Origin of the sequence: Sphingobium sp. Cam5-1, assembly GCF_015693305.1 — a bacterium.
Classification (GTDB): Bacteria; Pseudomonadota; Alphaproteobacteria; order Sphingomonadales; family Sphingomonadaceae; genus Sphingobium.
The window spans coordinates 430,146-450,071 of record NZ_CP065139.1; the positions used below are offsets into that span (position 1 = coordinate 430,146).

Genomic DNA, 19,926 nt, shown 5'->3' on the forward strand with positions numbered 1-19,926 from the left:
CGCGTTCATCTCCGCGAAAGGTTGGGCTGAACAGGCAGGGCGCCCATGCTGTTCAGGTGCGGCCGAATACCGCGCGTCATAATGAGACTACATGGAGGGGGTTCTGACAGCCGTTACGACATCACGGATGCGGCGGTCGGACGAGAAGCTGCGATCACGCAGGCCCGACCGATCGAGTTTGAAGGAGTAGCGCAATGAGTAACATTCTAAAAAGTCCAAAACTTTTCTTACTGTTGTCCGTGGCGGCCGGGACCGCTTCAGTCGGCTTTGCGCAAGAGGCGCAGCAGGAGGCACCGGAAGCCAATCTGTCGGCAACCTACAGCGCCCCTGCGCCCGAAGCGGCGCAGCTGGCCGAAGGACCGGAGGTCGAAGGCCTCATTTCCGCGCGCAACGGCGATAAATTGCAGGTCACCGCTGCCGACGGCACAAACACCGTCGTTACCATCAATGATGCCACCCGGGTCAAGTCCAGCGGCGGTTTCCTTGGCCTTAGCCGCAGCAAGCTTGCCACAGCATCGCTGCTGAACGGCCTGCCGGTTTCCATCAAAACGCTTCAGTCTGGTGCCGACCTGATCGCCAGTCAGATCGATCTGAAGAGCAAGGACCTGAAGACCGCGTCGATGATCCGCAGCGGCACTGCCCAGGGCTTTGCCGAACAGACCGCCGCGACGGAAGCCTTGCGCAGCCGCGTGGGCGATATCGATAAATATAATGTCAAAAGCACGACCAACGTGAACTTCGACGTCGGCAAGGCGGTATTGTCCGATCAGGCAAAGAACGACCTGTGCGCCACTGCGTCAGCGGCCGAAGGCATGAACAACGCCCTGTTGCTCGTTGTAGGCTATACCGATTCCACCGGCAGCAACAACTTCAATCAGGCGCTTAGCGAAAAGCGGGCCAGTCGGGTTGTCAACTATCTTCAGCAGACCTGCGGTTGGAAGCCCTATCGCATGCTGACCCCCACCGGCATGTCTGAAGCGGACCCGCTCAGCAGCAACGACACGGCCGAAGGCAAGGCGCAGAACCGCCGCGTCGCGGTGAATGTGCTCGTCAGCAAAGGCCTCGACGGGCTCTAAGGTGCAAGGGGCGGGCAATAGTCCGCCCCTGTTTACTGATGACCGTGCTTTGAACCAAGACTGCGCCTTAGCCGATAGCGGCGATCAATTATCAGTCTTGCTCTCCAGCGCCCGCGCCATTTTCAAATGCCCCTCTACTACCGGAGCGATCTCGCCCGCTGCCGCCTTCAGCGCCGCGTCCGTCCCGCCCGACGCATAGGAACGCATCAGCGCAAGAGCGTCTTCATGTGCGTCGACCTGGCCATCGATATATTCCTCGTCAAACGCCGCGCCCTTCTTCTGTCTCAGTTCGTCCAAATCCTTCTTCTGCCCAGCGGTAAGGTCAGGGTTCGGTATGACGGCAGGCCGTGCCTTGCCCGCTGCCAACTTGATCTTCGCGGTAGACTCCGAATGAGCCTTGATCATCTGAAGGGCGAAGGCCTTTACCTCCGCGGACGTGGCGTTGGCCGAGGCCAGCTTCGCAGCAGCAATCTCGAACGCATCGCTTCTGGCTGCAAGGTTCACGAAATCCTGCGCATCAGGGGTTGGTTTCAATGCCTCGACCGCGTTCTCCGCCGCATTCTCGATCCTGTCGCCAGCATTTTCAGCAACGTTCTTCGCGGCATTCAGTGCGTCGGCGTTGCGCTGCTCACTCGCCTGATTACACGCCGCCAGCGTCAACCCTGCGGCCAGGATCATCGACGTGATACGCGCCATGTTCATTCTCCCTGAAATTCAGGACGCAAACGCGCCTTCGGTCCAGGCGTTCCTTGTTACCACGCAATGCGGCACAGCATTTCTTGACCCGTTGCGCTGACGGCGCCGACAGGCCGTTCGACAACTCGCGACGTCACGACGCGATCTGCTGACGATATCTGTTCGGGCTGCTTCCCGCCTCACGCTTGAATGCCGCTGAAAAGGCGCTGCATAATTATGCGGATGGATCATCCTCGTCGTCTGCGTTGCTCCATAGAGCCGGATCGACGGCTGATCCTTCCAACGCTATGGGTCGGGCCATGAGCAGCGAAAATCTTGAATCTTCCTCTGTTAAGGTGGAGGGGCCGCCACCCACTCCCCGCGCTGTTGGTCGGCCGCGCCGGTTGACCTTGGCTCAAATCCTCGACGCTGCGATCGAAATGGGGCTCGATGGCCTCAGGATCGCGGCGCTCGCCGATCGGCTCGGGGTCCGCCCGGCGGTGCTGTACACCTATGTCACCGGCCGCAAGGAATTGGTGCGACTTGCAGCGCAGCGTGCTTCAGGGGCCGCCACCTTCCCGGAGGATGAGGGCCAATCCTGGCGCGAATATGCCACCCAATATGCCGAAGCGCTGCACAAGCTGGTGGAGGAAGGGCAGCTCGTATCCACCCTCGTCAGCGGCAATCTGGGGCCAGCGGTCGAGATCGACAGTTCGGAACAATGGCTGCAAGTCATGCTGGCACGCGGGTTCGACCTGCCCGACGCGCTGGACCTGCTGCGTTCTATCGACCTCATCGTGCTGGGCGGCGCATTCCTCTCTTCCTACGCCCGTGCGGTTGCAGGCGGCGAAGCGGAATATCGCGAGGCCGTGCGCTCCTCGATCAGGCAGCGTTCGGCGGAAGACGTACCGGTCATCGCCGCGCATTCTGACCGCTATGCCGATACCGCCCTTCCCCGCTGGCGCACCACGCTGGCGCTGGTGCTCGACGGAGTGGCCACACGGCGCGGCGAATAGTCGAACATATTTTCGGAAATTATTGCCAGCGAAGCGGTGATGGGATATTCCCATCTTCAGACCCTGCCGTTCGCGCCGGGAAATTGCTTGCTGGAGAGAGCCTATGCCCGCCGATGTCGCTTCCACTTTCCTGCCCGTCGCGCCGCCCAGAATCGTCGACAATCTCTATACCGAGGATCAGCATCAGCGGGTTCTGGACGTCATCCGCCGGGAAGGCCCCTGGTCCCTGATCCTGGCGCAATATTTCGCCTCGCCCGAGGAAGTGATCGCGACCTCCACCGGCTCCATTCCGGAAGGCTTCACGCCCACCTGGGACATGTTCATGAACCCGGTGTTCCGGGGCTACCTCGCCGACAATGGCGTCAATCGCTATCCGGAATTGGACGACTGCTTCTATAACAAGAAGTTCCTCGACATGGCGCGCGCCTACTGGAACACGCCCTATGTCGAATGCGACCAGTTGATGTTCAACATTCAGGGTCCAAGCTCGGCGGGTGGATCGCCGCATGTCGATGGCACGCATTTTCGCGGACTATACGAAGTCAACTGTCCGATCTGGCTGCTGAACATCATGGCCAAGTCCGGGCTGTTCCGGCGCTGGCAGGCGAAAAAGGCACAGGTCATCGCCTGGTATTATCAGGGCTCGATCGGCGGCGGCTTCCACTATTGGCCGAACGGGCCGCAAAATGATCCGGTCTGCCTCGAAGCGCCGATGTGGGGACGCGGCGTCGTAGTCGAAAATGAAATGATGTTTCACACCGCGCAGGGCTGCGGCCCGGTCGATCAGCGCAAACCTGCGGGCCTTGCGATCAACTCGACCATATCGGCCGATCCCGATGTCGCTGCCGGATGGCGCATCATGACAGGCGACGATGTGGTGGCCAGGATTCCGGAGCAGGAATTCCGCCTGCTTCTCCACTGGAACGCGCAGGTTTACACCGATCTCAACGACCTCCGCATTTCGCGCGACCATAGCGACGACATTACGACCGACATGGCATTCGACATATTCGTGAAGGACCTTCGCGCGCGCGGCGAAATCTTCGAGATGCCCAGTGATCCACTGCACGACACCAATTTCATTCGCCTGCTGACCCAAGTCTATGATGTGGGAACGCCCAAGGGCGTGCCGCAGGACCCGGTCGAGCCACGTCTGGTCGCCTGACTTGCCAAACTTCGCCGGGGCGCTTCAACTGATCGAAGCGCCCCCGCCTAGCAGCTCTTCCGATCTTTCCCGCAGCATGTCGGACACGGCGAGAATACGGGCGAGCTTCGTCATTTCCGGATGCGTCACCAGCCAGAAAGAGCGCGCAATCTCCACCTCTTCTGGAAAAAGGCGGACCAGCTTCTCATCATCGGCGACGATGAAGTCCGGCAGCACGCCGATCCCGGCGCCATCCAGTATCAGCTGGCGCTGCATGCCGATGCTGCTCGACCGGAGCGACGCTTCCAGTCCCGCATAGACCTCGTCCAGATAATCGAGTTCCGGCGAGTAGAGAAACTCAGGCACATAGCCGATCAGCACATGCTCATGCAGCCGCTCGCGCGACGCTGGAGCACCCCGCGCCGCGAGATAGCCCGGCGACGCATAAAGGTGCAGCTTGTAATCAGCCAGCTTTCGAACCGCCAAATGTCCCCGCTGCGGCCGCGCCAACATGACCGCCATGTCCGCTTCCCGTTTCGACGGATTCAGGAATCCCGACGCGGTAATCACGTCCAGCCGGATGCCCGGATGGCGCGCGTGAAATTCGGGGATGGCAGGGGCCAAAATCCATCGGCCAAAGCCCTCTGCAACGGACAGCCGCACCTGGCCGTTCAGACTGTGCCTCTCCCCCTTCACATCGACGATCGCGGACATCGCCGCGCTTTCGATGCTTTCAGCGTGGCGCAGCAGGGCGGCGCCATGTTCCGTTAGCGCCCTTTCCGCGCCCGTCTGCTCGAACAACTGTGCGTCGAGCGCCTGCGACAATCGCCCCAAGCGCCGGGAAATCGTCGTCGCATCAATGCCCAGCGCCCGCGCCGCCGGAGCCACCTTCTTCAGCCGCGCGACCGTCAGGAATATGCGCAAATCATCCCAATCGAACATCACACGCCATCCATGCAAAAATGCAGATCAACTCTGCAACAAAGGGTAATTGAATGCATTAACGCCTTTAGGCATGATTAGGCAAATCTCATCGAGAGGATGCCATGCGCGAAATTTCCCACAAGCTCGCCTTTGTCCATGATAGCGGGGCAGCGCGCTACAGTGATGTGTTCAATCCCAATGACGGGCAAGTTCAGGCTCGCGTTGCCCTTGGCGATCGCGCCCTGCTTGATCGCGCGGTAGAGGCGGCCAAGGCGGCGCAGCCCGCCTGGGCGGCAGTCAATCCGCAGCGGCGCGCCCGTGTCATGTTCAACTTCAAGACGCTGGTCGAACAGAATATGGACGAGCTGGCACACCTGCTCTCGTCCGAACATGGCAAGGTTATCGCGGATTCGCGCGGCGATATCCAGCGCGGGCTGGAAGTCATCGAATTTTGCTGCGGCATCCCCCATGCGCTGAAAGGCGAATATACGCAGGGAGCAGGTCCGGGCATCGACGTTTATTCCATGCGCCAGCCGATCGGCATCGGCGCTGGCATCACGCCCTTCAACTTCCCGGCGATGATCCCGCTGTGGATGTCGGGGGTCGCCATCGCGACGGGCAATGCCTTCATCCTCAAGCCTTCCGAACGCGATCCGTCCGTTCCTGTGCGTCTTGCCGAACTCTTCCTTGAAGCTGGTCTGCCCGAAGGCATTCTTCAGGTCGTGCAGGGCGACAAGGAAATGGTGGACGCCATTCTCGATCATCCGGACATTGGCGCTATCAGCTTCGTCGGCTCCTCCGACATCGCCCATTATGTCTACAAACGCGGTGTCGATAACGGCAAGCGCGTCCAAGCGATGGGCGGCGCGAAAAACCATGGCATCGTCATGCCGGATGCCGATCTGGATCAGGTCGTCAACGACCTGTCGGGCGCGGCTTTCGGCTCAGCTGGCGAACGCTGCATGGCGCTGCCGGTCGTGGTGCCGGTGGGCGAGAAGACCGCCCTCGCCCTGCGCGAAAAGCTGATCCCAGCCATTCAGGCGCTGCGCGTCGGTGTCTCAACCGATCCTGAAGCCCATTATGGCCCGGTCGTCACCGCCGCGCACAAGGCGAAGATCGAAAACTATATCCAGATGGGTATCGATGAAGGCGCCGAGCTGGTCGTCGATGGCCGCGGCTTCACCTTGCAAGGGCATGAGCAGGGCTTCTTCGTCGGCCCCACGCTGTTCGATCATGTCAAACCCAGCATGCGCACCTATCAGGAAGAGATTTTCGGTCCCGTCTTGCAAATGGTCCGCGCCCAGAGCTTCGAGGAGGCGCTCGCCCTCCCCAGCCAGCATCAATATGGCAATGGCGTCGCCATCTTCACCCGCAACGGCCATGCCGCACGCGAATTCGCCGCGCGGGTGAATGTCGGCATGGTCGGCATCAACGTGCCGATCCCGGTGCCGGTCGCTTATCATACGTTCGGCGGCTGGAAGCGGTCTGCCTTTGGCGACACCAACCAGCACGGCATGGAAGGCATCAAATTCTGGACGAAGGTGAAGACCATCACCCAGCGCTGGCCCGATGGCGGCGCGTCCGGCGACAGCGCCTTCGTCATCCCCACCATGGGGTGACAGCCGCCAGGGGAGAGCGCATGCTCTCCCTCAAGACGCTTGGCGCACGCCATCGCCGCAACAGGATGCATGATGACCCAGTTCGACCTTACCGACGACCAACGCCAGATTCAGGACATGGCGCGGCGCTTCACCGCAGACGCAATCACACCCCATGCGGCCGAGTGGGATGAAAAGCATATCTTCCCGCGCGACACGATCCGCGCGGCGGCGGAGCTGGGCTTTGGCGGCATCTATGTGTCGGAAGAGTCGGGCGGGATCGGCCTCGGGCGTCTGGAATCGGCGCTCATCATGGAAGCCATGGCCTATGGCTGCCCATCGACCAGCGCGTTCATATCGATCCACAACATGGCCGCCTGGATGATCGACCGTTTCGGCGGCCAGCCGGTCAAGGACAAATACCTGCCCTCGATGGTGCCGATGGAGCAGATGGGCAGCTATTGCCTGACCGAGGCGGGATCGGGATCTGACGCCGCCGCGCTCAAGACCCGCGCCGTAAAGGACGGCAGCGACTATCTCGTCACCGGCTCCAAACAGTTCATTTCCGGCGGCGGCGAAAACGACATCTATGTCACCATGGTCCGCACGGGCGAGGAAGGTCCCAAGGGCATCAGCTGCCTCGTCATTGAAAAGGACATGCCCGGCGTCACCTTCGGCGCGCAGGAACGCAAGCTCGGCTGGCATTCGCAACCCACCGCGCAGGTCAATTTCGACAATGTCCGCGTGCCCGCCGAAAACCTATTGGGAGCGGAGGGCGAAGGCTTCCGCATCGCGATGATGGGCCTCGACGGCGGACGCCTCAACATTGGCGCTTGCTCACTGGGCGGCGCGCAGCGCTGCCTCGATGAGGCGATTGCCTACAGCAAGGACCGCAAACAGTTCGGGCAGGCCATCGCTGATTTCCAGAACACGCAATTCACCCTTGCCGACATGGAAACCGAACTTCAGGCGGCGCGCGCGCTGCTCTACATGGCGGCAGTCAAGGTGACGGAAAACGCGCCCGACAAGACCCGCTTCGCCGCCATGGCAAAGCGGCTCGCCACCGACGCCGGGTCCGCCATCGCCGACCGCGCGCTGCAACTGCATGGCGGCTATGGTTATCTGATGGACTATCCGGTCGAACGCTTCTGGCGCGACCTGCGCGTTCACTCGATCCTGGAAGGCACCAACCAGGTGATGCGCATGATCGTCGCGCGCGATCTGCTGCGCCCATGAACGCGGCCTGACAATCAACGGAAGGAAGTCGGCATGACTGAGACTATCGCCTTCATCGGCCTGGGTAACATGGGTGGCGGAATGGCCGCCAATCTCGTCAAGAACGGCTTTGTCGTGCGCGCCTTCGATCTTTCCGACGCGGCCCTCGCCAAGGCCGAGGCGGCGGGCGCGACCCGCGCCAGCAGCGCGGCCGAAGCCGTCGCAGGGGCGGATGCAGTGGTCACGATGCTACCGGCCGGCAAGCATGTCGAAGCGGTCTATAATGACGAGGTTTTCGGCACTGCAAAGGCAGGAGCACTGTTTCTCGATTGTTCGACCATCGACGTGGCGACCGCTCGCCGGGTCATCGCCGCAGCGAAGGCGAAGGGTTTTCTGATGGCCGACGCGCCGGTCTCTGGAGGGATTGCCGCTGCAAATGGGGGAACACTAACCTTCATGGTGGGCGGCGACGATGAAGCCTTTGCCAAGGCAAAGCCCATCCTGTCCGCCATGGGCAAGGCGGTGATCCACGCCGGTAGTGACGGCAACGGCCAGGCGGCCAAGATCTGCAACAACATGCTGCTCGGCGCGACCATGGTCGCGACGTGCGAAGCCTTTGCCATGGCGGAGAAGATCGGGCTCGACGCCCAGACCTTCTACGACATTTCCAGCGTTTCGTCGGGGCAAAGCTGGTCGATGACAAGCTACTGCCCGGTGCCCGGCGTTGGTCCGCAATCGCCCGCAGACAACGGTTATAGCGGCGGCTTTGCCGTTGCCCTGATGCTGAAGGACCTGAAGCTCGCGCTGGAAGCGGCGGCTTCCGTCAACGCCAGCGTACCCATGGGCGCGCAGGCGGAAAGTCTTTATCAGTTGCTGGCCAATAAGGGCGAAACGGGTCAGGATTTTTCCTCGATCATCAAATTCCTGTCCTGATCAGCAAGGAAGCCGCGCAGCCGCCAAGCCCAGTGGCGGTCCCGCCAATGCAACTGAACGCCTCGCCTTCCGTTAACAAGGAAGGTCGTAAAAAAGATGAGGCAAATCAATGCGGATGGAAAGCGCGACGGGCTGGTCGGCAACCTATAGCTACTCTCCACTATATCGGGAGGATGAGCCCAATCATTGTCCCGGATGTGACAGGCAACATTGGATCATAGGGCGAATGACTGCCGAATGCAGTTTCTGCGGATCGGCCATGCCTCTTGAACACTTCAGCACCTATAGCGCGTCACCACGGATCGAGTGCCGCAGTCCTTCGGCGGAAGAACTTCCTGAATATCTGCGGCCAGTCGCCTGAACTGTGTCAGACGGCCTCTATATGGCCTGACATGCAAAAAGCCCTACCTCCGGAAAAGAAGGCAGGGCAGTTTGGGTCGCACTGCAGGATAACCTGCTTCTCGCTAACCAGCTTTGCAGGGCTACGGTTCCGGCTTCGAACCGTCCGCAAAACTTGCGCATTGGTTCCATAGCTTTGAATTGTCCCGAAAGCCCGGGCATTTCACGCAAGGTATAACCAACGCTATAATCAGAAATATCAATGTCGTTCACTGAACTTTCCTGCGCTCAGCCGCGTGCCACCGCCTCATTGGTCGCGGCATAGCTGCGCAATCCGGACCATGCGGCGAGGGCGGCGATTAGCGATGCACACAGGCCCACCGTCGCCAGCGAGGGGCCGATCTGACCGTTGCCGTCGAACAAGGCATTGTCGATCAACGGCACGATCGCTGTTCCGAGCGACAAGCCCACGAGACTGTTCGCCAGAAGGAACAGCGCGGCTCCGGTTGCTCGCATGCTGGGCGGCGTCGCGAGTTGGATCGCAGCCAGCGAGCAGCCGAAATAGCCGTTGAAGCAGAAGGTCAGCACTGAAAAGAGCAGCAGCAGCAGCGTTGAGGAAGGCATGACCGGCGCAAGCGTCGCCGGAATAACGCACAGAAAGGCGAGGATCATCGCCATCCTCAAATTGGCATCGCGCACGCCTTTCAGCGAAAGCCTCTCCGCCGCGAAACCGCCCGCCAAGGAACCCAGGCTCCCAAGCAGCAGGTAGATCAGCCCCAGACGAAGCGAAGCCTGCCCGGGCGTCATGTCAAAGGTCCGGATGAGCAATGTCGGATACCATGCCGAAAGGCCATAACCCATGGTCCCCAGCAAGGTGGAATTGGCATAGATCGCCGCGAATGTCCGCCAATGCGCGCGCAGGTGAGACAGCGCCGCGCGAAACGGCATGCCCGCTTTCACCCACCCTGCGCGGCGCGCCGGTTCCCGGGCCACGAAAACCAGCGCCGTCACCAACAGGCCGGGCAAGGCCACCAGCAGGAATGCCGCCCGCCAGGTAGGCATCGGCCCGATCCCGGGCAGCACCAGGGCACCCTGCGCAGCGACCATATCGACAACGGCACCCCCGACAAGCAGCGCCAACCCGCCGCCAATGGTGATGCCCAGATTATAGATCGCCATCGCCCGCGAAAGCTGCGCTGGCGGATAGGCGTCACTCAGCCAACTGTGCGCCGAAGGGGATAGCGATGCCTCCCCCAAACCGACGCCCATGCGCGCGACGAACAGATGTGCATAGCTACCCGCAAAGCCACAAAGCGCGGTGCAGGCGCTCCAGAACAAAACTCCCACGGCGATGATCCGGCGGCGGCTGATCCGGTCGGCCAGCATGCCGATGGGAATGCCGACCACCGCATAGAGCAGGGCAAAGGCCAATCCCTGAAGCAACCCGACCTGCAAATCGCTAAGGGCCAGATCCTGTTTGATCGGCTCGACCATCAGACTCAATATTTGTCGGTCGACGAAGGAAAGGATGTAGGCGACAAGGAATATGCCGAGCGCGACATGCCCTTGCCGTAGAGTGGCCCTGCCGTGGCTCAACACCTCATCCCCTCGTCCCATGCTGTTCTTCTGCTGATCGTCGTGCGTCTCTGCATATCTTGGGAGGGGAAGGTCAAGGCTGCGGCAGCATGGCTGAAGAAGCCCAGTGGGAAAACCTAATCCCGTAGAACAATCTTCCCGATCGACGCTCCCGTTTCGACCAGTTCATGCGCGGCCTTAAGGGTGGCGGCACTCATCGGTCCTAGATCGCGCGTCATTGTCCCCTGCAAAACCCCTTCATCCGCCAGCCGCGCGATCTCGGACAAGATGCGATGCTGTTCGATCATGTCCGGGGTTTCGTAGATGGAGCGCGTAAAAACACCCTCCCACGCGACGGTGATCGACTTTTGCCGGAGGGCCACAATGTCGAAGCTCTTCACATCATCGATAACCGCCAGGCTTCCTTGAGGCGCGATGATGCGGGCAAATGCTGCCAGATGCTGCTCGCTCGCAGCCAGACTTGCCACGAAGTTGACCGCCTTGACGCCGATCGCGGCTAGCCCTTCATTTAACGGCTTGCGGTGGTCGATCACATCATGCGCGCCCATCTGCTTCACCCAGGCGATGGTTTCCGGGCGCGAAGCGGTAGCGATCACGCGCAGCTTGGTCAGCTGCCGCGCGAATTGCACCAGCATCGAACCAACGCCGCCAGCGCCGTTGACGATCAGGATCGTCTGCCCTTCACCCCCGCCCCGTGGCACGCGCAGACGGTCGAACAACAGCTCCCAGGCCGTAAGCCCGGTCAGCGGCAGCGCCGCCGCCTGCGCGAAATCAAAGGAACGCGGCTTTGGCCCGACAATCCGCTCGTCGACGACATGCAGTTCCGAATTGGTCCCCGGCCGCTTGATGGTGCCAGCATAGAAGACTTCGTCACCCGGCGCGAAAAGCGTGACGTCAGAGCCGATGGCTTCCACCACGCCCGCCGCGTCATAGCCCAGAACCATCGGCTCCTCACCGGGCTTGGCGCCGCCGCGCACTTTCGTGTCGACCGGATTGACGGACACAGCATGCACACGAACGAGCAGATCGCGAGGGCCGGGCGACGGATCGGCGACTTCAATGTCGATCAGCGAGTCTTCCCGCTCCAACGGGCCGCCTTGCCTGAATCCCACCGCCTTCATCCAGCGCCTGTCTCTCTATAGCCGATCTCAGGGCGAGAGGCTTATTGTTGCCGCGCTGAAAAGGGAAGGCGCCAATGCGTCAGGCGAGCTCAAATGCCATCGCTGTCGCTTCGCCACCGCCGATGCACAGGCTCGCCACGCCGCGCTTGAGGCCGCGCTCCTCCAGCGCACCCAGCAGAGTAGCAATGATCCGCGCGCCCGAAGCCCCGATCGGATGCCCCAGCGCAGTCGCACCGCCATTGACGTTCAACTTGTCGGCGGGGATGCCAAGATCCTTGGCCGCGATCATCGCAACAACGGCGAAGGCTTCGTTCACCTCAAACAGATCAACGTCGGCGACGGACCAGCCCGCCCTGTCCAGCAGCTTACGCATTGCCGGAACGGGCGCGGTCGTAAAGCGCGCCGGTTCATGGGCGTGTGCGGCGCTGGCCACTACCGTGGCTATTACCGGCAAACCCATACGCTCCGCCACACTGCGCCGCGTCATCACCAGTGCCGCTGCCCCGTCGGAGATGGACGAACTGTTCGCCGCGGTGATAGTGCCATCGGGGACGAATGCCGGCTTTAGCGAGGGGATCTTGTCCGGACGGGCCTTGCCCGGCTGCTCGTCGGTATCCACCAACGTATCGCCGCCACGTCCGGGCACCGTCACGCCCGCGATTTCGCGCCGGAAAGCGCCGCTCGCGATGGCTGCCTGCGCTCGCTCCAGCGATCGAACCGCATAGCCATCCTGCTCCGCGCGCGTGAACTGATAATCCCGCACCGCCTCCTCGGCAAAGACGCCCATCGCCTTGCCGGGCTGATAGGCATCCTCCAGCCCGTCCATCATCATCGTGTCAATGATCCGGTCGTGACCAATGCGTGCGCCGGAACGGTGCTTGGGCAGGGCATAGGGCGCGTTCGTCATGCTTTCCATGCCACCCGCCACGATCAGATCGGCAGCGCCTGCCTGCAACGCTTCCTGCGCCATGATGGCAGCCTGCATGCCCGAACCACACATCTTGTTGACGGTGGTCGCCTCTGTATCAAGGCCAAGGCCCGCTCCCAGCGCCGCCTGCCGCGCGGGCGCCTGCCCCAAGCCCGCTGGCAGGACGCAGCCCATATAGATGCGGTCGATCGCGTCCACGGGCGCACCCGCGCGCTCCACTGCCGCCTTGACCGCAGCCGCACCCAGATCGGTCGCCTTCAAAGGGGAGAAGATACCCTGAAACCCACCCATCGGCGTGCGGGCATAACCAGCGATGACAACAGGATCATTCTGCATGACAATTTCCTTCAAGCGCGAGCGAGCGGTGCCACTGCCAATATAGGTGCTCACCAACGATCATGCATCGCCACCCTTGATGAGCGTCATGCGCAGGCACTGGCACACAAGCTCGTCCCGCTGGTTCAGCATCCGATGCGAAAAAGTGACGACACCCGCACCGGGCCGGGACTTACTCGGCCGCAGCTCCATGACTTCGGTCTCGGCGCGCAACGTGTCGCCCAGGAATACGGGCTTGGGCATGACGAGCTTGTCATAGCCCAGATTGGCGATCAGCGTCCCCAAAGTCGTGTCGCCCACTGACAGGCCGATCATCAATGCAAAGGTGAAGGTGCCGTTGACCAGTATCTGGCCAAATTCGCTCGCCTTGGCCGCTTCGACATCCAGATGCAGCGGCTGCGGATTATGCGTCATTGTCGAAAAAAGCAGGTTGTCGGTTTCCGTAACCGTCCGCCGGATTTCGTGAACAATGGTCTGCCCCACTTCCCATTGTTCGAAAAACTTCCCCGCCATCAACCTGCCTCCGCTTTTGCTATTTTGACGAGCAGCGTGCCTTCACTCACCTGCCCGCCTTCGACGCCATGCAGTTCGACGACTTCCCCGTCGAACGGCGCGACAAGGCCATGTTCCATCTTCATGGCCTCCAACGTCAACAGCTTCTGGCCCTTCGTCACCCTGTCCCCCGCCGCGACGGACACGGAAATGATCCGCCCCGGCATTGGCGAGAGGATCGCGCCATCGGACGCCTCACCGCCTCCCAGTCCCGCAGCTCGCCAAGGCGTCAGCTGCCAACTCTGGCCACCTTCCGCGACGATCGCGCTGCGTCCAGTCCCGGCCCCGCTCGAAGCCGCCAGCGCAACCTCCACCGGCGCTCCATCCAACAGGAACCAGCCGTCGCGCCGCGCCTCCGCATTCAGACGAAAGCCCGCCATCGGCCCCGGTGCCGCGAGCTTCGAGGCCGCATCCTCCAAAGCCGCCGTTGAGGGCAAGGCCGCTGGCAACAGCGCCTCCCCCTCACGCCCGATAAGCCCGGTATCTACCCGACCATCAGCGAAATCCGGATGTTGGAGCGCCTTCGCCAAAAAGCCCGCATTGGTCTTGAGCGGCCATATGACCGTCTCCTCCAGCGTCGCGGCCAGACTCAGCCGCGCAGCATCGCGATCAGGCCCCCAGGCGATCAGCTTCGCGATCATCGGATCATAGAAGGACGATATCTCCGCCCCCTGCTCCACCCCGGTATCGACACGATAACATGGCCCGACATCGAAACGGTCCAGCCTGCCGATCGAAGGCAGAAAGCCCTTCGCCGGGTCCTCGGCATAAAGGCGCGCTTCCATCGCCCAACCGCTGATCGACAGTTCATCCTGCGCCTTGGGCAAAGGCTCGCCCGACGCCACCCGCAACTGCCACTCGACCAGGTCCTGCCCGGTGATCTCCTCCGTCACCGGATGCTCGACCTGAAGGCGGGTGTTCATTTCCATGAACCAGATGCGGTCGGCGCTAAGCCCCTCCGACCCATCGGCAATGAACTCGATCGTCCCGGCGCCCACATAGTCGACCGCCTTGGCCGCGCGAACCGCCGCCTGGCAGATCGCCTCGCGCGTCTGTTCATCCATGCCCGGCGCGGGCGCTTCCTCGATCACCTTTTGATGCCGCCGCTGAAGCGAGCAGTCGCGTTCGAACAGGTGGACCACATTGCCGTGGCTGTCGCCGAATATCTGCACCTCGATATGGCGCGGGTTCGTCACCCATTTTTCCAGCAGCACCTGATCATTGCCAAAGGAAGACGCCGCCTCACGCTGGCAGGACAGTAGCGCATCGGCAAAGTCCGCCGCGCTATCGACCTTACGCATTCCCTTGCCACCACCGCCAGCGACTGCCTTGATCAGCACCGGATAGCCGATAGCGTCCGCCTCGGCTTTCAGTCTGTCGGGGCTCTGATCCTCCCCCAGATAGCCGGGCGTCGTCGGCACGCCCGCCTCGCCCATCAGCTTCTTCGCCGCATCCTTGAGACCCATGGCGGTGATGCTGGCGGGATTGGGTCCGACCCAGATCAATCCGGCGTCTATCACCGTCTGCGCGAACTCCGCATTTTCCGACAGGAAGCCATAGCCAGGATGAATAGCCTGCGCGCCGGTCTGCAAAGCCGCATCGATGATGCGCCCCCCCAGCAGATAGCTTTCGCGCACCGGCGACGCGCCGATATGCACCGCCTCGTCAGCAGAACGGACGTGCAGCGCATCGGCATCCGCGTCCGAATAGACGGCGACCGTACGAATGCCCATCCGCCGCGCGGTGCGGATGATCCGGCATGCGATCTCGCCACGATTGGCGATGAGAAGAGACTGGATCATCGCCATCACATCCGGAAAATGCCGAACGACGGGCGCTCGGCGACAGGAGCGTTCAGCGTCGCCGCAAAGGCAAGGCCCAGCACATCGCGCGTCTGCGCCGGATCGATCACGCCATCATCCCACAACCGCGCGGTCGCATGATAAGGATTGCCCTCATCCTCATATTTCTGGCGGATCGGCGCCTTGAAGGCTTCCGCCTCCTCCGCCGTCCATTTCTGCGCATCCCGATGCACTGTCGCCAGCACGCTCGCCGCCTGTTCGCCGCCCATCACGGAAATGCGGCTGTTGGGCCAGGTGAACAGGAAACGCGGACTATAGGCCCTGCCACACATGCCATAATTGCCCGCGCCAAAGCTGCCCCCGATCAGCAGGGTGATTTTCGGCACGCTGGCGGTAGCGACTGCCGTCACCAGCTTCGCACCATTTTTGGCGATGCCCTCAGCCTCATATTTCCCCCCCACCATGAAGCCGGAGATATTTTGCAGGAACAGCAACGGTATCCGTCGCTGACACGCCAATTCTATGAAATGCGCGCCCTTGACCGCGCTCTCGCTGAACAGCACGCCATTATTGGCAAGGATCGCCACCGGCATCCCCCAGATATGCGCAAAGCCGCACACCAGCGTCGTCCCGTACAGCGCCTTGAACTCATGAAATTCGCTGCCATCGACAATCCGCGCGATGACCTCCCGTACATCATAGGGCGCGCGGACATCCTGCGGCACGATGCCATAGAGTTCCTGCGGATCAAATTTTGGCGACACCGGCTCGCGCATGTTAACGTCGATCGCGGGTGCCGGCTGAAGCGTCGAGACGATGTCCCGCACGATGCTCAGCGCATGCTCGTCATTCTCCGCGACATGATCCACCACGCCGGACTTGCGCCCGTGCAGGTCACCGCCACCCAGATCCTCGGCGCTGATGACCTCGCCCGTGGCGGCCTGCACCAATGGCGGCCCGGCGAGGAAGATAGTCCCCTGATTGCGCACGATCACCGTCTCGTCCGACATTGCGGGCACATAGGCCCCACCCGCCGTACAACTGCCCATGACGCAGGCAATCTGAGGGATGCCCTGCGCCGACATTTGCGCCTGATTGTAGAAGATGCGCCCGAAATGATCGCGGTCGGGAAATACGTCGGCCTGATTAGGCAGGTTCGCGCCGCCGCTATCGACCAGATAGACGCAGGGCAGCCGGTTTTCGAGCGCGATCTCCTGCGCCCGCAAATGCTTCTTGACCGTCAGCGGGTAATAGGTGCCACCCTTCACCGTCGCATCATTGCAGACGATCATCACCTGCCGCCCCTCAACGCGGCCTATCCCAGTGATCAGCCCAGCGCCCGGCACCTCGCCATGATACATGTCATTGGCCGCGAGTTGCCCGATCTCCAGAAAAGGACTGCCGGGGTCCAGCAACCGCTCCACCCGCTCACGGGGCAACAGCTTGCCGCGCCCGACATGCTTGTCCCGCGCCTTGGCTGGCCCACCGATCGCCGCAGCGGCAACCTTCGCCCGCAATTCCTCCACCAACGCCAGATTATGGGCAGCATTGGTGCGAAATCCTTCCGCTTCCGGCGACAGCTTCGTGTCGAGCGCTGGCCCGCTCATGCGCCGATCAGCTCCCGGCCGATCAGCATGCGGCGAATCTCATTGGTTCCAGCCCCGATATCCAGCAACTTGGCATCGCGCATATAGCGTTCCACCGGCCAGTCCTTCGTATAACCCGCGCCGCCCAGCGCCTGCACCGCCTCCAACGACACCCGCACCGCATTCTCGCTCGCCAGCAATATCGCGCCCGCCGCGTCGAAGCGCGTCGTCCTGCCCGCGTCACACGCCCGCGCCACCGCATAGACATAAGCGCGCGCCGAATTCAGCGCGACATACATGTCCGCCACTTTGGCCTGCATCAGCTGGAATGCGCCGATCGGCTTACCGAACTGCTGCCGCTCCTGAACATAGGGCACCACCGTGTCGAGGCACGCCTGCATGATACCCAGCTGGATTCCGGCCAGCACAGTGCGCTCATAATCCAGACCCGACATCAACACGCCAGCGCCGCCATTCAGCGGCCCCATGACGTTCTCTTCCGGAACTTCGCAATCCTCGAACACCAGTTCGCCGGTCGGCGATCCACGCATCCCCACCTTGTCGATCTTCTGCCCGATCGAAAAACCCTTGAACCCCTTTTCGATAAGAAAGGTCGTGATCCCCTTCGATCCCTCTCCCGTCCTGGCATAGACGACCAGCGTATCGGCATAGGGTGCGTTGGTGATCCAATATTTGGTGCCGTTCAGGATATAGCGGTCGCCCTTCTTCTCCGCCTTCAGCTTCATCGAAATGACATCGGACCCAGCACCCGCCTCCGACATGGCAAGGCTTCCGACATGCTTGCCGGAAATCAGCTTGGGCAGGTAGCGCGCCTTCTGCTCCGCATTGCCCCAGCGGCGAATCTGATTGACGCAAAGGTTCGAATGCGCGCCATAGCTGAGCCCGATGGAGGCAGAGGCCCGCGCAACCTCCTCCTGCGCGACCACATGTTCCAGATAGCCGAGGCCCAAGCCACCATCCTCTTCCGCAACCGTAATGCCGTGCAGGCCGAGCGCGCCCATGGCGGGCCACAGTTGGTCACGCGGGAACCAATCCTCCGCATCGATCCGCACGGCCAGTGGCGCGATCAAATCCGTCGCAAAGCGGTGGGTCGTTTCCCGGATCATCTGGGCATTGTCACCCAGAGCGAAATCGAAATCGGGCGTCATGGCCTCTCCTGAATGTCTTTCGCCTTTCTACCATGCCGCGGGACGGCTGGAAAATTGACCAGACACTAATGATATCATAGATACGATCTATGATTGAACGCTACCTCATCCACTATTTTCTGGCAGTGGTGGATCACGGCAACTTTTCCCGCGCGGCCCAACAATGCGGCGTGTCGCAGCCCACCTTGTCCGTGGGCATCGCCAAGCTGGAAGCGCAGATCGGGCACGTCCTGTTCCATCGCACCAATCGACGCGTGGAACTGACCCCGGCAGGCAGCCGGTTTGCCGCCCATGCCCGCCGGATCGAAGCGGAATTCGCCCGCGCCCAGCAGGCTATGGCGGAAAATGACAGCAGCAAGCTCATCCGCCTCGGCATAATATCGACATTGCCTTCCCATTGGATCGAGCAAGCCACGCGTGAAGCCTGTCAGGCGAAAGGTGAAAGGCTGGAAATCGTTGAAGGACGCATGAGGGAATTGCTGCCGCGCCTTGAACGTGGCCGGATCGATGCCGTCATTGGCGTGCTGGACAATGATGCCCGCGCCCGCGAAACCCTGTTCGAGGAAGGCTACGCCCTTGCCATGTCCGACAGGCATCCGCTCGCCAGTCGAGAAAGGCTGGACGCAGATGAGGTCGCAGGCATGGACATGATCGTCCGCCGCAATTGCGAGGCACTTGCCGCGGTCAGCCGCTTCTTCACACAGCGCGGCGTCCGCCCCTTCTTCACCGCTCGCACGGTGAGTGACGACCGCGCGGTCGCCTTCCTCCGCGCCGGGCTGGGCATCACCGTCATGCCACGCTGCTTCCTGCAACCCGGCATAGCGATGCCCGCGCTTTCCGGCTTCGATCAACGTCGCAAGATCGGGATATTGATCGACCCGGCCAGCAGTGGGCGGGTTGAAGCCAGCGAAACCCTGCGCCGTTTTTCTTCCGAATTGCGGCGGCTACACGCCGCCTGACCCTTATTTCGAAAGCGCGCCGCCCACACAGCGCGGTCCTTCCAGCCCAGCCGCCCAGGCGATGGCCCCGCCGATCATCTTGCGATGCAGCGGTTCGCCATAGGTGGACGCGGCATGACCCAGCGCAGAATAAAATGCGCGCCCATCGCCCACGCAATGGGTCCATACCATCGGGTGGTCGGCGCCCATGCGGATGTCCTTGGGCTTGGTGAAGGGGAGCAGCTTTTCAAACGGGCTGTAGCTCTTCTCGTCGATGGTGACGAGAATGCGGTAGCCCTTGTCGCGGGGATTTGACGCGAAGGAATACCATTCGTCCGTCCGCCGCCAGACCTTCGGCAAATCACGCGTCGCGGGATGATCGCGATCCTCGACATTCAGCTTCGCCGTCTGAAATTGCGGGTCCATGATATGCCCGATGAACTGCGCGCCGATCAGGTCATCGACATACCAGCGCCACGCATATTGCGGGTCGCCACCCGCGCCATGCAAACCAACGAAGCCACCGCCCTTTTCCAGCCACGCGCGAAAGGCGCTGCGCTGCTCCGGCGTCAGCACGTCGCCGCTGACGCTGTTCCAAACCACCGCCTTGAACCGGGCGAGCTGCGCCGGATTGAATATGGCGGCATTTTCGGTCGTATAACTGGTCCAGCCACGCGCCTGGGCAATCTCCTCCAACGCGCGATTTGCGGCGACGATCTGCTCATCGTCGCGGAAACCATTCGTCTTCGAAAAGATCAGGATGGCGTTGCCGGAAAGCTTGGCGGGCAGCTGCGGCGGGGTCTTGTCATAGCCAGCGCCAATGCCGAAGACGAGGCGGCCCGCATTGCCCGGCCCCACCGCCATCGTGAACATGACCGCCAGCGCGATCACCGCCAGGACAATGAACGCCACCAGCCATTTAAGGACGCGCATCGCCATGCTCTTGCCCCTGGCCATCGACTTCTCTCCCCCCTTTTA

17 protein-coding genes are annotated in these 19,926 nt (G+C 61.8%); 7 read left to right on the forward strand and 10 right to left on the reverse strand.

All coding sequences use genetic code 11. The annotated features are described in order from the left end of the window. Window positions 1–194 precede the first annotated feature (194 nt). Complete coding sequence (locus tag IZV00_RS15960) at window positions 195–1,076, forward strand: OmpA family protein (protein ID WP_196227398.1); 882 nt, start codon at window positions 195–197, stop codon at window positions 1,074–1,076. An 84-nt stretch (window positions 1,077–1,160) separates the two neighbouring features. Here the strand turns inward: IZV00_RS15960 and IZV00_RS15965 are convergent, their stop codons facing one another. Further along, on the reverse strand, window positions 1,161–1,772 hold the full coding sequence (locus tag IZV00_RS15965) for a DUF4142 domain-containing protein (RefSeq protein WP_196227399.1): 612 nt from the start codon (window positions 1,770–1,772) through the stop codon (window positions 1,161–1,163). Window positions 1,773–2,071: 299 nt separating this feature from the next. Between IZV00_RS15965 and IZV00_RS15970 the strand changes: the two genes are divergently transcribed. Beyond that, complete coding sequence (locus tag IZV00_RS15970) at window positions 2,072–2,767, forward strand: TetR/AcrR family transcriptional regulator C-terminal domain-containing protein (RefSeq protein ID WP_196227400.1); 696 nt, start codon at window positions 2,072–2,074, stop codon at window positions 2,765–2,767. A 103-nt stretch (window positions 2,768–2,870) separates the two neighbouring features. After that, entirely contained in the window at window positions 2,871–3,932 is a 1,062-nt protein-coding gene (locus IZV00_RS15975) for a hypothetical protein (protein WP_196227401.1), read from the forward strand. Window positions 3,933–3,956: 24 nt separating this feature from the next. On the opposite strand, the gene IZV00_RS15980 is transcribed toward IZV00_RS15975, so the two are convergent. Further along, window positions 3,957–4,853 carry a LysR family transcriptional regulator gene (locus IZV00_RS15980; protein ID WP_196227402.1) on the reverse strand — a complete coding sequence of 299 codons (897 nt, stop codon included), beginning with the start codon at window positions 4,851–4,853 and terminating at the stop codon, window positions 3,957–3,959. 104 nt (window positions 4,854–4,957) lie between these two features. On the opposite strand from IZV00_RS15980, the gene IZV00_RS15985 reads away from it, so the two are divergent. The 3 genes from IZV00_RS15985 (at window position 4,958) to mmsB (ending at window position 8,581) form a co-directional block, all read left to right on the forward strand. Further along, window positions 4,958–6,454, forward strand: a complete 1,497-nt coding sequence (locus IZV00_RS15985; RefSeq protein WP_196227403.1) for a CoA-acylating methylmalonate-semialdehyde dehydrogenase — start codon at window positions 4,958–4,960, stop codon at window positions 6,452–6,454. A 69-nt stretch (window positions 6,455–6,523) separates the two neighbouring features. Beyond that, window positions 6,524–7,669 (forward strand): acyl-CoA dehydrogenase family protein, encoded by a 1,146-nt coding sequence (locus IZV00_RS15990; protein WP_230463472.1) that lies wholly within the window; start codon window positions 6,524–6,526, stop codon window positions 7,667–7,669. Window positions 7,670–7,702: 33 nt separating this feature from the next. After that, window positions 7,703–8,581, forward strand: a complete 879-nt coding sequence (gene mmsB, locus IZV00_RS15995) for a 3-hydroxyisobutyrate dehydrogenase (protein WP_196227404.1) — start codon at window positions 7,703–7,705, stop codon at window positions 8,579–8,581. 627 nt (window positions 8,582–9,208) lie between these two features. On the opposite strand, the gene IZV00_RS16000 is transcribed toward mmsB, so the two are convergent. From IZV00_RS16000 to IZV00_RS16030, 7 genes are all read right to left on the reverse strand, one after another. After that, on the reverse strand, window positions 9,209–10,537 hold the full coding sequence (locus tag IZV00_RS16000) for an MFS transporter (protein ID WP_196227405.1): 1,329 nt from the start codon (window positions 10,535–10,537) through the stop codon (window positions 9,209–9,211). 95 nt (window positions 10,538–10,632) lie between these two features. Beyond that, complete coding sequence (locus IZV00_RS16005) at window positions 10,633–11,637, reverse strand: zinc-binding alcohol dehydrogenase family protein (protein WP_196227406.1); 1,005 nt, start codon at window positions 11,635–11,637, stop codon at window positions 10,633–10,635. A gap of 79 nt (window positions 11,638–11,716) precedes the next feature. Continuing rightward, entirely contained in the window at window positions 11,717–12,901 is a 1,185-nt protein-coding gene (locus IZV00_RS16010; RefSeq protein ID WP_196227407.1) for an acetyl-CoA C-acyltransferase, read from the reverse strand. A gap of 60 nt (window positions 12,902–12,961) precedes the next feature. After that, window positions 12,962–13,414 carry a MaoC family dehydratase gene (locus IZV00_RS16015; RefSeq protein ID WP_196227408.1) on the reverse strand — a complete coding sequence of 151 codons (453 nt, stop codon included), beginning with the start codon at window positions 13,412–13,414 and terminating at the stop codon, window positions 12,962–12,964. Continuing rightward, window positions 13,414–15,255, reverse strand: a complete 1,842-nt coding sequence (locus IZV00_RS16020) for an acetyl/propionyl/methylcrotonyl-CoA carboxylase subunit alpha (RefSeq protein ID WP_196227409.1) — start codon at window positions 15,253–15,255, stop codon at window positions 13,414–13,416. Before IZV00_RS16020 ends, IZV00_RS16015 begins: the two co-directional genes overlap by 1 nt. A 5-nt stretch (window positions 15,256–15,260) precedes the next feature. After that, the gene (locus tag IZV00_RS16025; protein WP_196227410.1) at window positions 15,261–16,862 is read right to left on the reverse strand and encodes a carboxyl transferase domain-containing protein; all 1,602 of its coding nucleotides are present in this window, start codon (window positions 16,860–16,862) and stop codon (window positions 15,261–15,263) included. Further along, the gene (locus IZV00_RS16030; RefSeq protein WP_196227411.1) at window positions 16,859–18,010 is read right to left on the reverse strand and encodes an acyl-CoA dehydrogenase family protein; all 1,152 of its coding nucleotides are present in this window, start codon (window positions 18,008–18,010) and stop codon (window positions 16,859–16,861) included. Before IZV00_RS16030 ends, IZV00_RS16025 begins: the two co-directional genes overlap by 4 nt. An 89-nt stretch (window positions 18,011–18,099) precedes the next feature. Between IZV00_RS16030 and IZV00_RS16035 the strand changes: the two genes are divergently transcribed. After that, a complete protein-coding gene (locus IZV00_RS16035; protein WP_196227412.1) occupies window positions 18,100–18,969 on the forward strand; it encodes a LysR family transcriptional regulator in 870 nt (289 codons plus the stop codon). Between the two features lie 3 nt (window positions 18,970–18,972). On the opposite strand, the gene IZV00_RS16040 is transcribed toward IZV00_RS16035, so the two are convergent. Continuing rightward, window positions 18,973–19,905, reverse strand: a complete 933-nt coding sequence (locus IZV00_RS16040; protein ID WP_196227413.1) for a ThuA domain-containing protein — start codon at window positions 19,903–19,905, stop codon at window positions 18,973–18,975. Window positions 19,906–19,926 lie beyond the last annotated feature (21 nt).

Bases quoted from the DNA above. Each gene is read 5' to 3' on its own strand.
- IZV00_RS15960 (WP_196227398.1), top strand. From the start codon at position 195: ATGAGTAACATTCTAAAAAGTCCAAAACTTTTCTTACTGTTGTCCGTG.
- IZV00_RS15965 (WP_196227399.1), bottom strand. From the start codon at position 1,772: ATGGCGCGTATCACGTCGATGATCCTGGCCGCAGGGTTGACGCTGGCG.
- IZV00_RS15970 (WP_196227400.1), top strand. From the start codon at position 2,072: ATGAGCAGCGAAAATCTTGAATCTTCCTCTGTTAAGGTGGAGGGGCCG.
- IZV00_RS15975 (WP_196227401.1), top strand. From the start codon at position 2,871: ATGCCCGCCGATGTCGCTTCCACTTTCCTGCCCGTCGCGCCGCCCAGA.
- IZV00_RS15980 (WP_196227402.1), bottom strand. From the start codon at position 4,853: ATGTTCGATTGGGATGATTTGCGCATATTCCTGACGGTCGCGCGGCTG.
- IZV00_RS15985 (WP_196227403.1), top strand. From the start codon at position 4,958: ATGCGCGAAATTTCCCACAAGCTCGCCTTTGTCCATGATAGCGGGGCA.
- IZV00_RS15990 (WP_230463472.1), top strand. From the start codon at position 6,524: ATGATGACCCAGTTCGACCTTACCGACGACCAACGCCAGATTCAGGAC.
- mmsB (WP_196227404.1), top strand. From the start codon at position 7,703: ATGACTGAGACTATCGCCTTCATCGGCCTGGGTAACATGGGTGGCGGA.
- IZV00_RS16000 (WP_196227405.1), bottom strand. From the start codon at position 10,537: ATGGGACGAGGGGATGAGGTGTTGAGCCACGGCAGGGCCACTCTACGG.
- IZV00_RS16005 (WP_196227406.1), bottom strand. From the start codon at position 11,637: ATGAAGGCGGTGGGATTCAGGCAAGGCGGCCCGTTGGAGCGGGAAGAC.
- IZV00_RS16010 (WP_196227407.1), bottom strand. From the start codon at position 12,901: ATGCAGAATGATCCTGTTGTCATCGCTGGTTATGCCCGCACGCCGATG.
- IZV00_RS16015 (WP_196227408.1), bottom strand. From the start codon at position 13,414: ATGGCGGGGAAGTTTTTCGAACAATGGGAAGTGGGGCAGACCATTGTT.
- IZV00_RS16020 (WP_196227409.1), bottom strand. From the start codon at position 15,255: ATGATCCAGTCTCTTCTCATCGCCAATCGTGGCGAGATCGCATGCCGG.
- IZV00_RS16025 (WP_196227410.1), bottom strand. From the start codon at position 16,862: ATGAGCGGGCCAGCGCTCGACACGAAGCTGTCGCCGGAAGCGGAAGGA.
- IZV00_RS16030 (WP_196227411.1), bottom strand. From the start codon at position 18,010: ATGACGCCCGATTTCGATTTCGCTCTGGGTGACAATGCCCAGATGATC.
- IZV00_RS16035 (WP_196227412.1), top strand. From the start codon at position 18,100: ATGATTGAACGCTACCTCATCCACTATTTTCTGGCAGTGGTGGATCAC.
- IZV00_RS16040 (WP_196227413.1), bottom strand. From the start codon at position 19,905: ATGGCCAGGGGCAAGAGCATGGCGATGCGCGTCCTTAAATGGCTGGTG.